This window comes from Streptomyces sp. NPDC048734 (genome assembly GCF_043198675.1).
Classification (GTDB): Bacteria; Actinomycetota; Actinomycetes; order Streptomycetales; family Streptomycetaceae; genus Streptomyces.
This window is the reverse complement of sequence record NZ_JBICUZ010000001.1, coordinates 885,120-900,407: the sequence shown is the minus strand read 5'-3', so window position 1 is coordinate 900,407 and position 15,288 is coordinate 885,120. Positions and strand designations below refer to the sequence as shown.

General features: G+C 71.9%; 17 protein-coding genes. 14 read left to right on the top strand and 3 right to left on the bottom strand.

Features of this window, described 5'->3' with window-relative positions; all coding sequences use genetic code 11:
• The first annotated feature begins 233 nt into the window (after nt 1-233).
• The 4 genes from lipB (at nt 234) to ACGFQC_RS03945 (ending at nt 3,427) form a co-directional block, all read left to right on the top strand.
• On the top strand, nt 234-1,031 hold the full coding sequence (gene lipB / locus ACGFQC_RS03960) for a lipoyl(octanoyl) transferase LipB (RefSeq protein ID WP_363087131.1): 798 nt from the start codon (nt 234-236) through the stop codon (nt 1,029-1,031).
• A 125-nt stretch (nt 1,032-1,156) separates the two neighbouring features.
• Nucleotides 1,157-2,122 carry a lipoyl synthase gene (gene lipA, locus ACGFQC_RS03955; protein WP_363087130.1) on the top strand — a complete coding sequence of 322 codons (966 nt, stop codon included), beginning with the start codon at nt 1,157-1,159 and terminating at the stop codon, nt 2,120-2,122.
• A gap of 301 nt (nt 2,123-2,423) precedes the next feature.
• A complete protein-coding gene (locus ACGFQC_RS03950) occupies nt 2,424-2,624 on the top strand; it encodes a hypothetical protein (protein WP_363087129.1) in 201 nt (66 codons plus the stop codon).
• Between the two features lie 101 nt (nt 2,625-2,725).
• On the top strand, nt 2,726-3,427 hold the full coding sequence (locus ACGFQC_RS03945) for a DUF4191 domain-containing protein (RefSeq protein ID WP_363087128.1): 702 nt from the start codon (nt 2,726-2,728) through the stop codon (nt 3,425-3,427).
• Nucleotides 3,428-3,582: 155 nt separating this feature from the next.
• On the opposite strand, the gene ACGFQC_RS03940 is transcribed toward ACGFQC_RS03945, so the two are convergent.
• Nucleotides 3,583-4,050: an RDD family protein gene (locus ACGFQC_RS03940; RefSeq protein ID WP_363087127.1), complete on the bottom strand. Its 468-nt coding sequence runs from the start codon at nt 4,048-4,050 to the stop codon at nt 3,583-3,585.
• Between the two features lie 208 nt (nt 4,051-4,258).
• Between ACGFQC_RS03940 and glnA the strand changes: the two genes are divergently transcribed.
• On the top strand, nt 4,259-5,668 hold the full coding sequence (gene glnA, locus ACGFQC_RS03935; RefSeq protein WP_363087126.1) for a type I glutamate--ammonia ligase: 1,410 nt from the start codon (nt 4,259-4,261) through the stop codon (nt 5,666-5,668).
• A 119-nt stretch (nt 5,669-5,787) separates the two neighbouring features.
• On the top strand, nt 5,788-6,045 hold the full coding sequence (locus ACGFQC_RS03930) for a hypothetical protein (protein ID WP_363087125.1): 258 nt from the start codon (nt 5,788-5,790) through the stop codon (nt 6,043-6,045).
• Between the two features lie 59 nt (nt 6,046-6,104).
• On the opposite strand, the gene ACGFQC_RS03925 is transcribed toward ACGFQC_RS03930, so the two are convergent.
• Together ACGFQC_RS03925 and ACGFQC_RS03920 are read right to left on the bottom strand one after the other, a co-directional pair.
• Nucleotides 6,105-6,377: a hypothetical protein gene (locus tag ACGFQC_RS03925; RefSeq protein WP_363087124.1), complete on the bottom strand. Its 273-nt coding sequence runs from the start codon at nt 6,375-6,377 to the stop codon at nt 6,105-6,107.
• A gap of 840 nt (nt 6,378-7,217) precedes the next feature.
• Nucleotides 7,218-7,505, bottom strand: a complete 288-nt coding sequence (locus tag ACGFQC_RS03920; protein WP_393287706.1) for a hypothetical protein — start codon at nt 7,503-7,505, stop codon at nt 7,218-7,220.
• A 142-nt stretch (nt 7,506-7,647) separates the two neighbouring features.
• On the opposite strand from ACGFQC_RS03920, the gene ACGFQC_RS03915 reads away from it, so the two are divergent.
• The 8 genes from ACGFQC_RS03915 to ACGFQC_RS03880 all read left to right on the top strand — a co-directional run bounded on the left by ACGFQC_RS03915 (nt 7,648) and on the right by ACGFQC_RS03880 (nt 15,270).
• Nucleotides 7,648-8,007 (top strand): ArsC/Spx/MgsR family protein, encoded by a 360-nt coding sequence (locus ACGFQC_RS03915; RefSeq protein ID WP_363087122.1) that lies wholly within the window; start codon nt 7,648-7,650, stop codon nt 8,005-8,007.
• Between the two features lie 65 nt (nt 8,008-8,072).
• A complete protein-coding gene (locus tag ACGFQC_RS03910) occupies nt 8,073-8,903 on the top strand; it encodes a hypothetical protein (protein ID WP_363087121.1) in 831 nt (276 codons plus the stop codon).
• 130 nt (nt 8,904-9,033) lie between these two features.
• Entirely contained in the window at nt 9,034-9,768 is a 735-nt protein-coding gene (locus tag ACGFQC_RS03905; RefSeq protein WP_363087120.1) for a hypothetical protein, read from the top strand.
• A 409-nt stretch (nt 9,769-10,177) separates the two neighbouring features.
• A complete protein-coding gene (gene glnII, locus ACGFQC_RS03900) occupies nt 10,178-11,209 on the top strand; it encodes a glutamine synthetase (RefSeq protein WP_363087119.1) in 1,032 nt (343 codons plus the stop codon).
• 415 nt (nt 11,210-11,624) lie between these two features.
• Entirely contained in the window at nt 11,625-12,224 is a 600-nt protein-coding gene (locus ACGFQC_RS03895; RefSeq protein WP_363087118.1) for a winged helix-turn-helix domain-containing protein, read from the top strand.
• A 60-nt stretch (nt 12,225-12,284) separates the two neighbouring features.
• Complete coding sequence (locus tag ACGFQC_RS03890) at nt 12,285-13,313, top strand: NAD-dependent epimerase/dehydratase family protein (protein WP_363087117.1); 1,029 nt, start codon at nt 12,285-12,287, stop codon at nt 13,311-13,313.
• Nucleotides 13,314-13,366: 53 nt separating this feature from the next.
• Nucleotides 13,367-14,635 carry a sensor domain-containing protein gene (locus ACGFQC_RS03885; RefSeq protein ID WP_363087116.1) on the top strand — a complete coding sequence of 423 codons (1,269 nt, stop codon included), beginning with the start codon at nt 13,367-13,369 and terminating at the stop codon, nt 14,633-14,635.
• A complete protein-coding gene (locus ACGFQC_RS03880; protein ID WP_363087115.1) occupies nt 14,620-15,270 on the top strand; it encodes a response regulator transcription factor in 651 nt (216 codons plus the stop codon). Before ACGFQC_RS03885 ends, ACGFQC_RS03880 begins: the two co-directional genes overlap by 16 nt.
• Nucleotides 15,271-15,288: the final 18 nt, after the last annotated feature.

Genomic DNA, 15,288 nt, shown 5'->3' with positions numbered 1-15,288 from the left:
CTGATGGCCTCGTGAACGGCGCGAATGTAGCGGAGCGTGAGCACGCCATCGCACATCTCGACGTTCATTCATCCGATCGTGTGAGAATTGCCCGCGGGGCTGACGGGCGACGGGCGGACGTACAGTGGCTTGGGGCGCGGTGGGACCTGACAGGCAGGTCCGGGCGGCCGGCACGGAGCCCCGCCGCACTGCTGTACCGCCGTATCGCCGTATCGCCTAGGGAGGCGCTTGCCGTGAGTGAGTTGCGGTTCGTTCGCATGGGCTTCGGAGCGGACGCCGTGGAGTACCGGGAGGCGTGGGACGAACAGCGCCGGGTGCACGCGGCGCGGTTCGCGGACGAGGTCCCCGACACCGTGCTGCTGCTGGAGCACCCGCCGGTGTACACGGCGGGCCGGCGCACGGCCGAGAGCGAGCGCCCCCTGGACGGCACCCCGGTGGTGGACGTGGACCGCGGCGGCAAGATCACCTGGCACGGCCCCGGCCAGCTGGTGGGCTACCCCATCCAGAAGCTCCCGCGGCCGGTGGACGTCGTGGCGCACGTGCGGCGGCTGGAGGAGGCCCTGATCCGGGTGTGCGCGGAGTTCGGCGTCGCGACCTCGCGGGTCGAGGGCCGCAGCGGGGTGTGGGTGCTGGGCGACCCGGTGGAGCAGCGGCCCGCGCTCGGCGGCCTCTCCCTCGACCTCGACCCCCGGCTGCACGACGAGGAGTTCGACCCGCGGCTGAACGGCCCGGAGTACGCGCCCTCCAACGCCGGCCAGCGCCGCGAGGACCGCAAGCTCGCGGCGATCGGCATCCGGGTGGCCAAGGGCGTGACGATGCACGGCTTCGCCCTGAACGTGAACCCGGACAACGCCTGGTTCGACCGCATCATCCCGTGCGGGATCCGGGACGCGGGCGTCACGTCTCTGGCAGGCGAGCTGGGCCGGGACGTCACGATCGACGAGGTGCTGCCGGTCGCCGAACGGCACCTGCGGGACGTACTGGAGAACGCGGAGCTGAAGCCGCGGGAGATCGAGAAGGCGGCCGTCTAGCCGGACGGCGCCCGCCCCGGGGGGAATGGCCCCCGCGGTCTCCGGGTTGGCCTCACCGGTAGGGCTCAACAAACACGGGCGTACCCTGGTGTACGCCGAAGAATCGAAGCTACAGGGAGCCGGTCGTGTCCGCAGTCGCACCCGACGGACGCAAGATGCTGCGCCTGGAGGTCCGCAACAGCCAGACCCCCATCGAGCGCAAGCCCGAGTGGATCAAGACCCGGGCGAAAATGGGCCCCGAGTACACGAAGATGCAGAACCTCGTGAAGAGCGAGGGCCTGCACACGGTCTGCCAGGAAGCCGGCTGTCCGAACATCTACGAGTGCTGGGAGGACCGCGAGGCGACCTTCCTCATCGGCGGGGACCAGTGCACGCGGCGCTGCGACTTCTGCCAGATCGACACCGGCAAGCCCGAGGCGCTGGACCGCGACGAGCCCCGCCGGGTCGGCGAGTCCGTGGTGACCATGGACCTGAACTACGCCACCATCACCGGCGTCGCCCGCGACGACCTGGAGGACGGCGGCGCCTGGCTGTACGCGGAGACGGTCCGCCAGATCCACGCGCAGACCGCCGGCCGCGAGGGCGGCCGGACCAAGGTCGAGCTGCTGGCGCCCGACTTCAACGCCGTCCCCGAGCAGCTGGCGGAGGTCTTCTCCGCCCGCCCCGAGGTCTTCGCGCACAACGTCGAGACGGTCCCGCGGATCTTCAAGCGCATCCGTCCGGGTTTCCGCTACGAGCGCTCCCTGAAGGTCATCACCGAGGCCCGCGACTTCGGCCTGGTCACCAAGTCCAACCTGATCCTCGGCATGGGCGAGACCCGTGAAGAGGTCGGCGAGGCGCTCCGGCAACTGCACGAGGCGGGCTGCGAGCTGGTCACCATCACGCAGTACCTGCGCCCCTCGGTGCGCCACCACCCGGTGGAGCGCTGGGTGAAGCCGCACGAGTTCGTGGAGCTGAAGGAGGAGGCCGAGCAGATCGGCTTCTCGGGCGTCATGTCCGGACCGCTGGTACGGTCCTCCTACCGCGCCGGACGCCTGTACCAGATGGCCGTCGAGAAGCGCGGTTCCTTCGTGGCCGTCCAGGCCGTCTGACACTCCGTCAAGCGCCCCTCGCGCCGGGCCGGGAGCGCCAGTGTGTGAATTCGCGCACAAGCGATTACCCGCCAGTAGAGTCCGATACGACGCGGTCCTGACCGTCCTCGCAGATGAGGGCGTACGTCAGGGCCGCGTCAGCATTTCGGCCCCCCGCACCGAGGCTTCATGGGTGTTTGACCGGTCGGTCATGCCCTGGTAACACCAAACAGTGACGCTGGTGTCACATCACGTAGACCGATGCAGACCAGCGCAGACAAACGCAGATCCGTGCCGAGCCGCTCCCGAGGGGACCCCCGCCATGCAGGCCGCGCCCGTTCGCGCCACCGCGATCCCGTCCATCACCGACGCCCTGCGCGCCGTCGAGTCCCTGCTCATGAGCGGCGGCCAGCGCACCGCCCGGCGCAACGCCTGGACCTCCGTCCTGGAGGACCGCCGTCGCGCCAAGGACCGCTTCGAGGCGCAGCGCGTCCTCGAAGAGGTCATCTCCGTCCGCCTCTGACCCCCCCCCGCCCCTCCTCCGGGACACCTCCGGGCCGCCCGCCGGACATCTCCGGGGCACTGCCGTCGTCGGCGCTCCCGGAGCCACGTAGACTGCGTGGCATGGCGAGGAAGGACACGGCGGCGGACGCCGCTAACCCCGGGCGACTGAAGCAGATCGCCCTGACCTACAAGATGACCCGCAAGGCCGACAAGAAGATCGGTCTTGTACTCGCGGCTGTCGGAATCGTCACCTTCGGTGTCTTCCTCGCGATCGGTTTCCTGATCGGTCACCCCATCTATCTCGGCATCCTGGGCTTCCTGCTCGCCTTCCTCGCGACGGCGATCGTGTTCGGGCGCCGGGCCGAGCGGGCGGCCTTCGGGCAGATGGAGGGCCAGCCGGGCGCTGCCGCGGCGGTGCTCGACAACATCGGCCGGGGCTGGACGACGACCCCCGCGGTGGCGATGAACCGCAGCCAGGACGTGGTGCACCGCGCGGTCGGCAAGGCCGGCATCGTGCTGGTGGCCGAGGGCAACCCGAACCGGGTGAAGGGCCTGCTGGCCGCCGAGAAGAGGAAGATGAACCGCATCGTCGCGGACGTCCCCGTGCACGACCTGCTCGTCGGCACGGGCGAGGGCCAGGTCGAGCTGAAGAAGCTGCGGACCACCATGCTGAAGCTGCCGCGGGTGCTGACCGGTCCCCAGGTGACCACCACCAACGACCGGCTGCGCGCCATGGGTGACCTGATGAGCAACATGCCGCTGCCGAAGGGCCCGATGCCCAAGGGCATGCGCCTGCCGAGGGGCGGACAGCGGCCCCGCTGATCCCCGCCGCCACGAACGTCCCACACGAAGGGGGCGCCCGGAATCATCCGGGCGCCCCCTTCGTCGTACCGTCGCACTTCGTCGCGCTCGTACCGTCGCGCTCCGTCGCGTTGTCGTGCTTGCGGTCGTGCCGTCCGGGCGCGCTTCTCCGCTCCTCAGAAGCGGACCTCGACCGTGCGGGCCACGCGGTCGTGGAGACCGCGGCCGTCGCGGTCCCAGACCAGGGCGGGGACGGCGAGGCAGAGCAGGACGGTGCGGGCGGCCGCGCGCAGCGGGCTGACGGTGCCGGTTCCGAGGGCCACCACGCGCAGGCGGAACAGCCGCTTGCCGGGTGTGAAGCCGAGCGTGCCCACCGTGAGGAGGCTCATCACGAGGAAGATCAGCAGGGCCCAGTTGCTGGTCGCGGGGCCGTAGCCGTGTGTGATCAAGCTGTATGCGATCAGGACGCACAGGCCCCAGTCCACGGCCAGTGCGCCCAGCCGCCGGCCGGGGCGGGCGATCGACCCCGGCCCCTCCTCCGGCAGGCCCAGCTGCTCGCCCCGGTACCCGAAGTCGGCACCGGCGTCCTCCATGGCCGCGCGGGGCCCGGACAGCCACGATCCGATTGCTTGCCTGTTGTCCACCCGCCCACGGTACTGCGCCCCCTTTCGCGGGCGGGACGGTGGGGTGCGGCGGCGTTACGGTGGAACCGGGCCCGTTAACTTCTGCGAAACAAACGGGTCACGCCCGAGAAACCACCCGTCCTTAGGGTCGACGACAGCGTGTGCCACCGCACTGGCCGCACGAACGAACTACCACCCCGGCTCGACGGCCGGGAGTAGGAGGAGCTGGATGTTCCAGAACGCCGACGAGGTCAAGAAGTTCATCGCGGACAAGGACGTCAAGTTCATCGACGTCCGGTTCTGCGACCTGCCGGGTGTCATGCAGCACTTCTCGCTGCCCGTCGAGGCGTTCGACCCGGACGAGGAGCTGGCGTTCGACGGTTCGTCGATCCGCGGCTTCCAGGCCATCCACGAGTCCGACATGGCGCTGCGCGCCGACCTGTCGACGGCGCGTCTCGACCCGTTCCGCCGCGACAAGACGCTGAACATCAACTTCTTCATCCACGACCCGATCACGGGCGAGCAGTACTCCCGTGACCCGCGCAACGTCGCGAAGAAGGCCGAGGCGTACCTGGCGTCGACCGGTATCGCCGACACGGCCTACTTCGGCCCCGAGGCCGAGTTCTACGTCTTCGACTCCGTGCGCTTCAAGACGTCGGAGAACGAGTCCTTCTACCACATCGACTCCGAGGCGGGCGCCTGGAACACCGGTGCGCTGGAGGACAACCGCGGTTACAAGGTCCGCTACAAGGGCGGCTACTTCCCGACCCCGCCGGTCGACCACTTCGCCGACCTGCGTGCGGAGATCTCCCTGGAGCTGGCCGCGTCCGGCCTCCAGGTCGAGCGCCAGCACCACGAGGTGGGCACCGCCGGCCAGGCCGAGATCAACTACAAGTTCAACACGCTGCTCGCCGCGGCGGACGACCTCCAGCTGTTCAAGTACATCGTGAAGAACGTCGCCTGGCGCAACGGCAAGACCGCGACCTTCATGCCGAAGCCGATCTTCGGCGACAACGGCTCGGGCATGCACGTGCACCAGTCGCTGTGGAGCGGCGGCTCCCCGCTGTTCTACGACGAGGCCGGTTACGCGGGCCTGTCGGACATGGCCCGCTACTACATCGGCGGCATCCTCAAGCACGCCCCGTCGCTGCTGGCCTTCACCAACCCGACGGTGAACTCGTACCACCGCCTGGTCCCCGGCTTCGAGGCCCCGGTCAACCTGGTGTACTCGCAGCGCAACCGCTCCGCCGCGATGCGCATCCCGATCACGGGCTCGAACCCGAAGGCCAAGCGCGTCGAGTTCCGCGCGCCCGACGCCTCCGGCAACCCGTACCTGGCGTTCTCCGCCCTCCTCATGGCGGGTCTGGACGGCGTCAAGAACAAGATCGAGCCGGCCGAGCCGATCGACAAGGACCTCTACGAGCTGGCTCCCGAGGAGCACGCGAACGTCGCGCAGGTCCCGACCTCGCTGTCGGCCGTCCTGGACCGCCTCGAGTCCGACCACGAGTTCCTTCTCGCCGGTGACGTCTTCACGCCCGACCTGATCGAGACGTGGATCGACTACAAGCGCACGCACGAGATCGCGCCGCTCCAGCTGCGTCCGCACCCGCACGAGTTCGAGCTGTACTTCGACGTGTGATCGTCCCGGCAGGCCGTCGCCTGCCGGACCGCGCCCCCGTTCCTGGTTTCTCCGGGCGGGGGCGCCGTCGTATGGTTTCCGGCACGGTTGTTCGACAAGGGTGACGGGGAGAGACGGGGATGTCCCGACAGGACGACGCCGAGCGGGAGTTCGACCTCAAGTGGGCCGACAGCGCGGAACACAAGGAGCCGTCGGCGCGCGCCCGGATGCTGGCCGCCCGCTGGAAGGAGAACCCGCCCGAGCCCCAGCCCTTCCGGGCCGCCCCCGGCCCGCGGACCCCTCGCCGGTCGTCCTGGGTGTCGACGGCGATCGTCCTGGGCTGCGTCGCCGCGGTGATCCTGCTGCTGGGGTACACGCGGTTCCAGGCGCCCTACTGACCGCCCGGGACCGCGCCGGCCGGTGCGGGGACGCCCCTGCGCGAAGCGGCCCCCGCCTCCTACCTGCCGCCGCGCTCGCGGGCGTAGCGGCGCTCCCACTTGGCCTGCTGGTCGCGGCGTGCCCGGTAGGCCTTGTACGACGTCGGCGCGGACGCGGGAGCGGAGCCCTGCGCGGATCCGGCGACCGGGCCGGACGCCGCCGACGCCGACGACGAGCCGCGGCCCCGGCGCGCGTACAGGTAGAGGGCGGCGACCGCGGCGAGCCAGTACAGGTGGTTGCCGAATCCCAGGACCACCAGGACGACGGTCCCGGAGAGGACGACGGTACCCATGGGGTGCCTCCTTCCTGGGCGGGGACGGACGGGTGTGCCGGGTGGTGGGGGTGAGGGGTGGGGTGTCTCCCCAGAGTAGGGAGGCGGTCACTCGACGTGCATCTCCTTTTCCCGGCGCCCGGAGTGGGACCGAAAGGTGCGCGACAAGCTGTTCGAGCCGTCCGGGCGGCACCTGGCCGAGCACGCGGCCGAGGACGAGGTGATTCCGCGGATCGCCCCGTTCGGCGGGCAGTGGGTGCAGGCCTCGTTGAGCGAGGCGGAGGAGGAGCACCTGCGAGGGGCGATCGAGGCGGCCCGAGCGGAGACCGGGTCTCCGGCGGCGCCGGCCACCCGTACTGACGGCCGCCGGACGCCCTGGCCCACTGCCCCGACGCGGCGAAGCCGGCGGGGCCGTGGCGCGAGCCGGGCCGGACCGATTTGACGGCCAAGGCGGGCGGCGGGCGGCTGGAGGCGTACGTGGCGGGGCTGCCGGAGGCGTACGCGTGAGGGACGTTCACGCTCCGGGCGCGGCGGGCACGACCCCCGCCGCGATCGCCGCGCCCAGGGCCGCGTGGTCGGCGGCAACCTGGTCGGCGTAGGCGAGGGCGTGCGCCCCCACGCGTGCGTACGGCTGTGCACGGGTGCCTACGACCGCGCGTGCGGGGGCTTGATCGCAGTGAAGGCCCGGAAGGGGGCCTGCGCACTCCGGGTCCGGCGAACGGGTGACCCGGGGCCGGTTCCGGTGGGGGCGGGGAGCAGGGGTGCGAGGCCCGTTCCGGGGCGGTGGGAGCGGGCGGAGCCCTCGGAGGGAAGGGTGCGTGGTGCGCCGGGTGCCGTGCGGGGCGGCACCCGGCGCCGCCCTCACCTGCTGTAGCGCATCAGCGCCCGCACCATGTGGCACGTGGTGTCCGACGGCGGGTGTATGCCGACGAGCCGGGCCGTGCTGCGGATCTTCTCGTTGCGGGCCTGGCTGGGCAGGTAGACGCCCAGGTCGAGGAGGGCTATCGCGAGGCGCATGGCCTTGAGGCGCCGGTTGTGCGTGACGTACCAGTCGCGGGGCCGGCCGGGCGGCAGCGGCCGCTTCTCCACGGGCACGTAGGGCAGGTCGAGTGGGACAGGTCGCTTCGTCTTGAGTGCGGCAGCGGGCACGGGCATCCTCCTGTCGCGGTCAGGGCCCCGGCCGGCACCTCCGGCGGAACCCTCGAACACTGCTTCTATTCTACTGCCCACCACTGACAAACGCCCCTGGCCAGAAGGGCTTTCGGCCCTGCTTCCGACTACCGTGACCGGCATGGAGATCTGGATCAATCCCGCCTGTTCCAAGTGTCGCGGCGCCCTCACCCTCCTCGACGCCGAGGGCGCCGACTACACCGTCCGCCGCTACCTGGAGGACGTACCGAGCCAGGACGAGATCAGCGCCGTACTCGACCGCCTCGGGCTGGAGCCGTGGGACATCACCCGCACCCAGGAGGCCGAGGCCGAGGAACTGGGGCTGGGCGAGTGGCCGCGGGACGCCGCCGCGCGCGGACGCTGGATCGCGGCGCTCGCCGGGCATCCCCGGCTCATCCAGCGCCCGATCATCACCGCCGAGGACGGCACGGCGGTGGTGGCCCGTACGGACGAGGCCGTACGGGACGCTCTGTCCCGTTAGTCCACCTGCGAACGATTCGTCGGGCGGCGGGAGTTGGGGCGGCCACGCTGTTACCCTCCGCCGCCATGACCTTCGATGATCAAGGATTCCCGTACGGACCACCCGGTCCGTACGCCCCGTTCGCGGCCGAGCAGGACCGGATCGAGCAGGACCGGTTGCGCCGGCGCCGGCGCAACCGGCGCCTGGCGGCCGCCGGGACCGGTGCCGTCCTGGCCGCCGCCGTCGCGGCCGGTGTCGTGACGGCGGCGGACCGGGACGGCGGGGACGGCCCGACCGCCGCTCCCCCGGCGGCCAACGCGACCGGTTCGGGGCCGGCCGTCCCGTCCGTCGACGCGTCCCTGCCCTCCGACGCCCCGAGCGCCCTGCCCTCACTGCTCGCCCGGCCGGTCATCCGGCCGGAGCAGGCGTTCCCGGCGAAGAACGTCCGCGTCGGGGACGGCTCGCGGTACACCCGGGTCGACCTCGCCACCACCACCGACTGCGCCCGCGGCATGTCGGCGGAGCTGGCCGCGCTGATCGAACAGGGCGAGCCGTGCTCCCGGTTGACGGCGGCGCTCTTCACGGACGCGGACCGGCGCTCGCAGATCACGGTGAGCGTGCTGAGCTTCGCCCGCGCCGAGGACGCCACCAGGGTGTTCATGATGGCGTCGATGGACCCGGTCACCTACCAGGTGGTCTCGCTGGACCCGCCGCCCGAGGCCGGCATGCCGACGGTGCCGCCGGGTTCGGCCGGGGTGTTCCGGCGGGTGATGACGGTCCGTTCGGTGGTGTTCGCCAACGGCCAGTGGGGCGACGGCTCGGAGACCGGCGAGGCCGAACTCACCGCCCAGACCGAAGGGTTGCTGCGGCATGTCAACGAGACGGTGGTGGATCACGAGGACGGGGAGAACGGCTGAGCGGGTCACCGGGCAGGGCGGACACGCGTGTGACGCACGCCACGTCAACTGGCGCCGGTGATCACTGAGCAGCCTCGTTCGGTATCTCGTACATAGCGGCGTACGCTCCCCTACCCCTCAGGAGGCGCGGATGTCGCGCAGGAGAACTCTCGGCACGAAGAAGAAGGTCGCGCTGCTGGTGGGCGCCGCGACGGTGGCGGGAGGTGGCGCCTTCGTCACGGCGGCCACCTCCAACGCCGCGCAGAGCCCGCAGACGGCCGCCGAGTCGACCGTCTGCCAGGGGCTCGCCACCGCCCTCGGCAACAACCAGCGGTTCATCGCCGACCAGCGGGCGAACCCGGACGCGCAGTCCACGGCCCGGATCGCCAACCGGGAAGCGGTCGTCGAGCAGATCGAGGTGCAGCAGAAGGCGTCGGGTTGCGTCGTTGGGGAGTCGGCTCAGGGCTCCCAGGCGACGCGGCCGGCGCAGGGCGACCAGCAGGGCGGCGGGCAGGACGGCGGGCAGGGCGGCGGGCAGCAGGCCCCCCAGCCCGCCCAGCCGCCGCAGAGCGCCCCGGCCGGAAACGCGGGCAACGCGGGCAACGCGGGCAATACAGGAAACGCCGGGGCCGCCTCCGGCCAACAGGTCTGCAACGGCTCGACCGTCACCCTCTCCGGTGAGGCGGGCGCCCCGGCCGCGTCCAGCAACCAGTTCCCGCCGGGGACGAAGCTCAGGGTCACCAACCTGGACAACGACAAGTCCACGACCGTCGAGGTGACCTCGGTCTCCGGCAGTTGCGCGCTGCTGAACAACGCGGCCTTCGAGCAGGTACGCGAGCCCGGCAAGTTCCTCATCCGCCGGGCCCTGATCGAGAAGGTGGGGTGACGTCCGGAAGAAACGTACGTGTCACAGGTCCCGCTGTCCGCGGCCACGGACGGCGGGACCGGCGCGTCCGGGCCCGCGGCCGGGACGGCGGGGTGCCCGCCGGCCGCCCCGTGGCGGCGCCGTCACCCCCCTCGCGCACGAGGCCCCCGCACTCCCCTCGCATACGAGGCCCTCGCGCCCGCGCCGTTCGCACCCGCGACCGCGGCCGCGAACGGCGGCTCCGGGCCGGGCCGTCGTCCTCACACCGTGAGCCGGACCACAGAACCACCAGGTAACACGGGGTTCACATACGAGCAATGACCGGGAAATCGCCTGTTGACAGGCTGCCCGGCATCGAGTGCGGCGCCCCAGTGCCGCAGCGCCGCAGCACCCGCAAGTGCGTCTGACCCACCCCCGAAGGAAGTGGCCCGTGACCTTCAAGGCTGAGTACATCTGGATCGACGGCACCCAGCCGACGGCCAAGCTCCGTTCCAAGACCAAGATCATCACGGGTGAGCCCGCGGGTCTGGACGCGCTGCCGATCTGGGGCTTCGACGGGTCGTCCACGAACCAGGCCGAGGGCCACGCCTCGGACCGTGTCCTCAAGCCGGTCTTCACCTGCCCCGACCCGGTCCGCGGTGGTGACGACATCCTCGTGCTGTGCGAGGTCCTCAACATCGACATGACGCCGCACGAGTCCAACACCCGCGCCGCGCTGGCCGAGGTCGCCGAGAAGTTCGCCGCGCAGGAGCCGATCTTCGGCATCGAGCAGGAGTACACCTTCTTCAAGGACGGTTACCCGCTCGGCTTCCCCAAGGGCGGCTTCCCGGCCCCGCAGGGCGGCTACTACTGCGGTGTCGGCGCCGACGAGATCTTCGGCCGTGACGTCGTCGAGGCGCACCTGGACAACTGCCTGAAGGCGGGCCTGGGCATCTCCGGCATCAACGCCGAGGTCATGCCCGGCCAGTGGGAGTTCCAGGTCGGCCCGCTCTCCCCGCTGGAGGTCTCCGACCAGCTGTGGGTGGCCCGCTGGCTGCTCTACCGCACCGCCGAGGACTTCGACATCGCCGCCACCCTCGACCCCAAGCCGGTCAAGGGCGACTGGAACGGCGCCGGTGCGCACACCAACTTCTCCACCAAGGCGATGCGCGAGACGTACGAGGCGATCATCACCGCGTGCGAGTCGCTCGGTGAGGGCTCCAAGCCCCTCGACCACGTCAAGAACTACGGCGCCGGCATCGACGACCGCCTGACCGGTCTGCACGAGACCGCCCCGTGGAACGAGTACTCCTACGGCGTCTCCAACCGTGGCGCCTCGGTCCGCATCCCGTGGCAGGTCGAGAAGGACGGCAAGGGTTACATCGAGGACCGCCGCCCGAACGCCAACGTGGACCCGTACCTGGTGACCCGCCTGATCGTGGACACCTGCTGCTCCGCGCTGGAGAAGGCCGGCCAGGTCTGATCCCGCGCTCCCGCCGGAACCGGATCCCGGATCTCCCGCGGGTCCGACCCCGCAGTGCGCCCGGAAGGGGCGCCCGCCGACCCGGCGGGCGCCCCTTGTCCGGTTTCCGGCCGGGGAGGCGTCCAAGCGGTGAGAGGAGTCTCCTGTCCGGGGCCGGTGTCTGCTTCAATGAGCCCATGGCCGGCTTCCAGCAGCACACCGCGACGGGTCGTCACAACCTCGAGCCGTTCTGGCCTTCCCGTCAGCACCACGACTTCGACCGGGTCTGTCGCCGCGCGACGAACGCGCCGGCCCTCTAAAGCCGTACACCCCGGTCTTCGGCCGGCGCGAACGACGTACGTCCCCCGACGAGCCCGACCACACATCGCGGCCGTCGCCTCCTGACGAACCTCTCGCGCGAAAGAGCTGACCTCTCATGGCGACCACTCGTTCCCTCTACAACGCCTCCACCCTCCCCGCCTCCGCCCTGCCCGCCCCGGCCCTCCCCGCCCCGGCCCGGCACCGCCTCCGTGCGGTGGACCGCGACGAGGTCGTGGACGTCACGGACTTCCTGCCGCCGGGCGCCACCTGGCTGCCCGCTCCCGAGCACACCCTGCCCGCCCTGCCGGGGCAGCCGCCGATGATCGGCTACCTGGTGCTCGTCCCGGCCGACCAGCAGCCGCCGTTCCCGTTCGCGGCGGCGCCCGCCCGGCGGGAACCCGACGAGGCCGCGGCCGTCGGCGAGGCAGTCGTGCGGATCGACCCCGTGCAGCGCACCGCGTGGGTGAGCGGGCGGGAACTGGACCTGACCTACCTGGAGTTCGAGCTGCTCGCGCATCTCGTCGCACACCCGAACCGGGTGCACACCCGCGACCGGCTCGTCACCACCGTGTGGGGCTACGGGCACGTGGGCGACGGCCGTACCGTCGACGTCCACATCGCCCGGCTGCGCCGCAAACTGGGCGCGGAGCACCGCGGGGCGATCCAGACGGTGCGCCGGGTGGGCTACAAGTACACGCCGCCGACCGGTTCGTGATCCTCTGCTGACGGCAGAGCACGGTTCCCTCCCGGCGGCCGACAGGGCACAGTCACCGGCATGAGACTTCTGGTGCTGGGTGGTACGGAGTTCGCGGGGCGGGCCGTCGTCGAGGCGGCCCTCGGGCGCGGCTGGGAGGTGACGGCCTTCAACCGGGGGCGGCACGCGTCCGTCCCCGGCGCACGGACCCTGGTCGGCGACCGGACCGCGCCCGGCGGTCTCGCGGCGCTGGAGGACGGCGAGTGGGACGCCGTCGTCGACACCTGGTCGGCGGCGCCCCGCGCGGTGCACGAGGCGGCGCGGCTGCTGCGGGCCCGCGCCGGCCGGTACGTGTACGTGTCGAGCTGCTCGGTGTACGCCTGGGCCCCGCCCGCCGGGTACGCCGAGGACGCACCCCTGGTCGAGGGCGCCGGGCCCGGCGCGGAGCAGACCGACTACGCCCGCGACAAGCGGGGCGGCGAGCTGGCGGCCGTGGACGCGTACGGGGCGGCGGACTCCGTGCTGGTGCGGGCCGGACTGATCCTCGGGCCGTACGAGAACGTCGGCCGACTGCCCTGGTGGCTGACCCGGATCGCGCGCGGCGGACCGGTCCTGGCGCCGGGGCCGCGCGAACTGCCCCTGCAGTACGTCGACGTCCGCGACCTCGCCGAGTGGGTCCTCGGGGCGGTGGAGCGGGAACTGAGCGGGCCGTTCAACCTGATGAGTCCTCAGGGACACGCGACCATGGGCGAGTTGCTGGAGGCGTGCGTGCGGGTCACCGGCGGTCCGGCCGAACTGCGCTGGACCGCGCCGGAGACCGTCCTCGCCGCGGGCATCGAGCCGTGGACCCAGCTGCCCGTGTGGGTGCCGCCGGACAGCGACCTGCACGACGCCCTGCACGCGGCGGACGTCTCCCGGGCCCTCGCCGCCGGACTGGGCTGCCGGCCGGTCGGGGAGACCGTCGCCGACACCTGGCGGTGGCTGCGGGAGATCGGCGGCGAGGCGCCGCAGCGCCCGGACCGGACGAGGAAGGGGCTGGACCCGGAGGTGGAGGCGAAGGTGCTGGCGGCGGGCGCGCGGGCGGAAGGTGTAGCTGGCACCACCCCCTGATCGGGGGCTTCGCGCCAGTGACCGCCGGTCGGCGGGTCGGCCAGACTGACGGCATGAACACCAACACGAAGAGCGGCGAAGTCGATTCGAGGGCACGGGGGATGGTGCTCGCCGCCGGGCGGGGGCTCGTGCTGGCCGTGGGATCGCTGCCGCTGGCCGTCCTGGGCCTCTGCCTCTCCCTCGTGTCCCTGGCGCTGATACCGATCGGGGTCGGGGTCTTCACCACGCCGTACGTGGTCAAGGGGGTGCGGGCCTTCGCCGACCGGCGGCGTGCGCTCGCCGAGCGGTGGGGCGGGGTGCGCATCCCGTCGGCGTACCGGCCGGTGCCCGACACCGCCAACCCGTGGACGCGCACCCACGCGCTGCTGCGGGATCCGGCGACCTGGCGGGACCTGCGGTGGCTGCAGGTGGACATGACGGCGGGGTTCGTGACGGCGCTGCTGCCGGCGGTCCTGGTCCTCTTCCCGCTGGAGGGGTTCGCGCTGGCGCTCGGACTGTGGCGCGTGTACGACGACAACCCGTACTGGTACGCGTTCGTGCCCGTCTCCGACCAGACCTCCGCGCTCGGCGCCGCCGCCCTGGGCGCCGTCGTGCTCGTCCTCGCCCACCGGTACGCGGTCGGCACCCTCCGGCTCCACTTCGGCCTGACCCGAGCCGTCCTCGCCCCGAGCCAGGCCGAACTCGCGGAACGGGTCCGCGTGCTGACGCAGACGCGGCGGGACGCCGTGGACACCTCGGCCTCCGAGCTGCGGCGCATCGAGCGCGACCTGCACGACGGCGCCCAGGCCCGTCTGGTGGCGATGGGCATGGACCTCGGGACCGTGGAGATGCTCGTCGACAAGGACCCCCAGCAGGCCAAGCAGCTCCTCGCGCAGGCCCGCCGGTCCTCCGCCGACGCCCTCGCCGAACTGCGCGACCTGGTGCGCGGCATCCATCCGCCGGTGCTCGCCGAACGCGGACTGGGCGACGCCGTGCGGGCGTTGGCGCTGCGGATGCCGACGGCCACCGAGGTGACCGTGGAACTGCCCGGCCGGGCGGACGCCCCCGTGGAGTCGGCGGCGTACTTCGCGGTCAGCGAGGTGCTCACCAACGCGGTCAAGCACTCGGGTGCCGACCGGATCTGGATCGACGTGCACCACGCGGACGGCCACCTGAGGATCTCCGTCACGGACAACGGCAAGGGCGGCGCGGCGATCGGCGCCGGGTCGGGGCTGACCGGGGTCGAGCGGCGACTGGGTACATTCGACGGCGTCCTGGCCGTCAGCTCCCCTGCGGGCGGCCCCACCATGGTGACCATGGAGATTCCGTGCGCGTTGTCCTAGCCGAAGACCTGTTCCTGCTGCGGGACGGACTCGTCCGGCTCCTGGAGGCGTTCGACTTCGAGGTGGCCGCCGCCGTCGAGAGCGGACCCGAACTGGAACGGGCCCTCGCCGAACTGGAGCCGGACGTCGCCGTCGTCGACGTCCGGCTTCCGCCGACCCACACCGACGAGGGCCTCCAGTGCGCGCTGCGGGCCCGGCGGGAGCGGCCCGGACTGCCGGTGCTGGTCCTGTCCCAGCACGTGGAGCAGTTGTACGCGCGCGAGCTGCTCGCCGACGGCAGCGGCGGGGTCGGTTACCTGCTGAAGGACCGGGTCTTCGACGCGGAGCAGTTCGTGGACGCCGTACGGCGGGTCGCGGCGGGCGGGACGGCGATGGACCCGCAGGTGATCCAGCAGTTGCTGGCCCGGCGCGGCGACGACCGGCCGCTGGCCCGGCTGACGCCGCGCGAGCGGGAGGTGATGGAACTCATGGCGCAGGGCCGGTCGAACACGGCGATCGCCGCGAAGATGGTCGTCACCGAGCGGGCCGTGGCGAAGCACACCGCCAACATCTTCATCAAGCTGGGCCTCGAGGTCTCGGACGACGACAACCGGCGGGTCCTCGCCGTGCTGGCCTATCTGGACCGGGACCGGTGACCGCCACAACCACCCTTG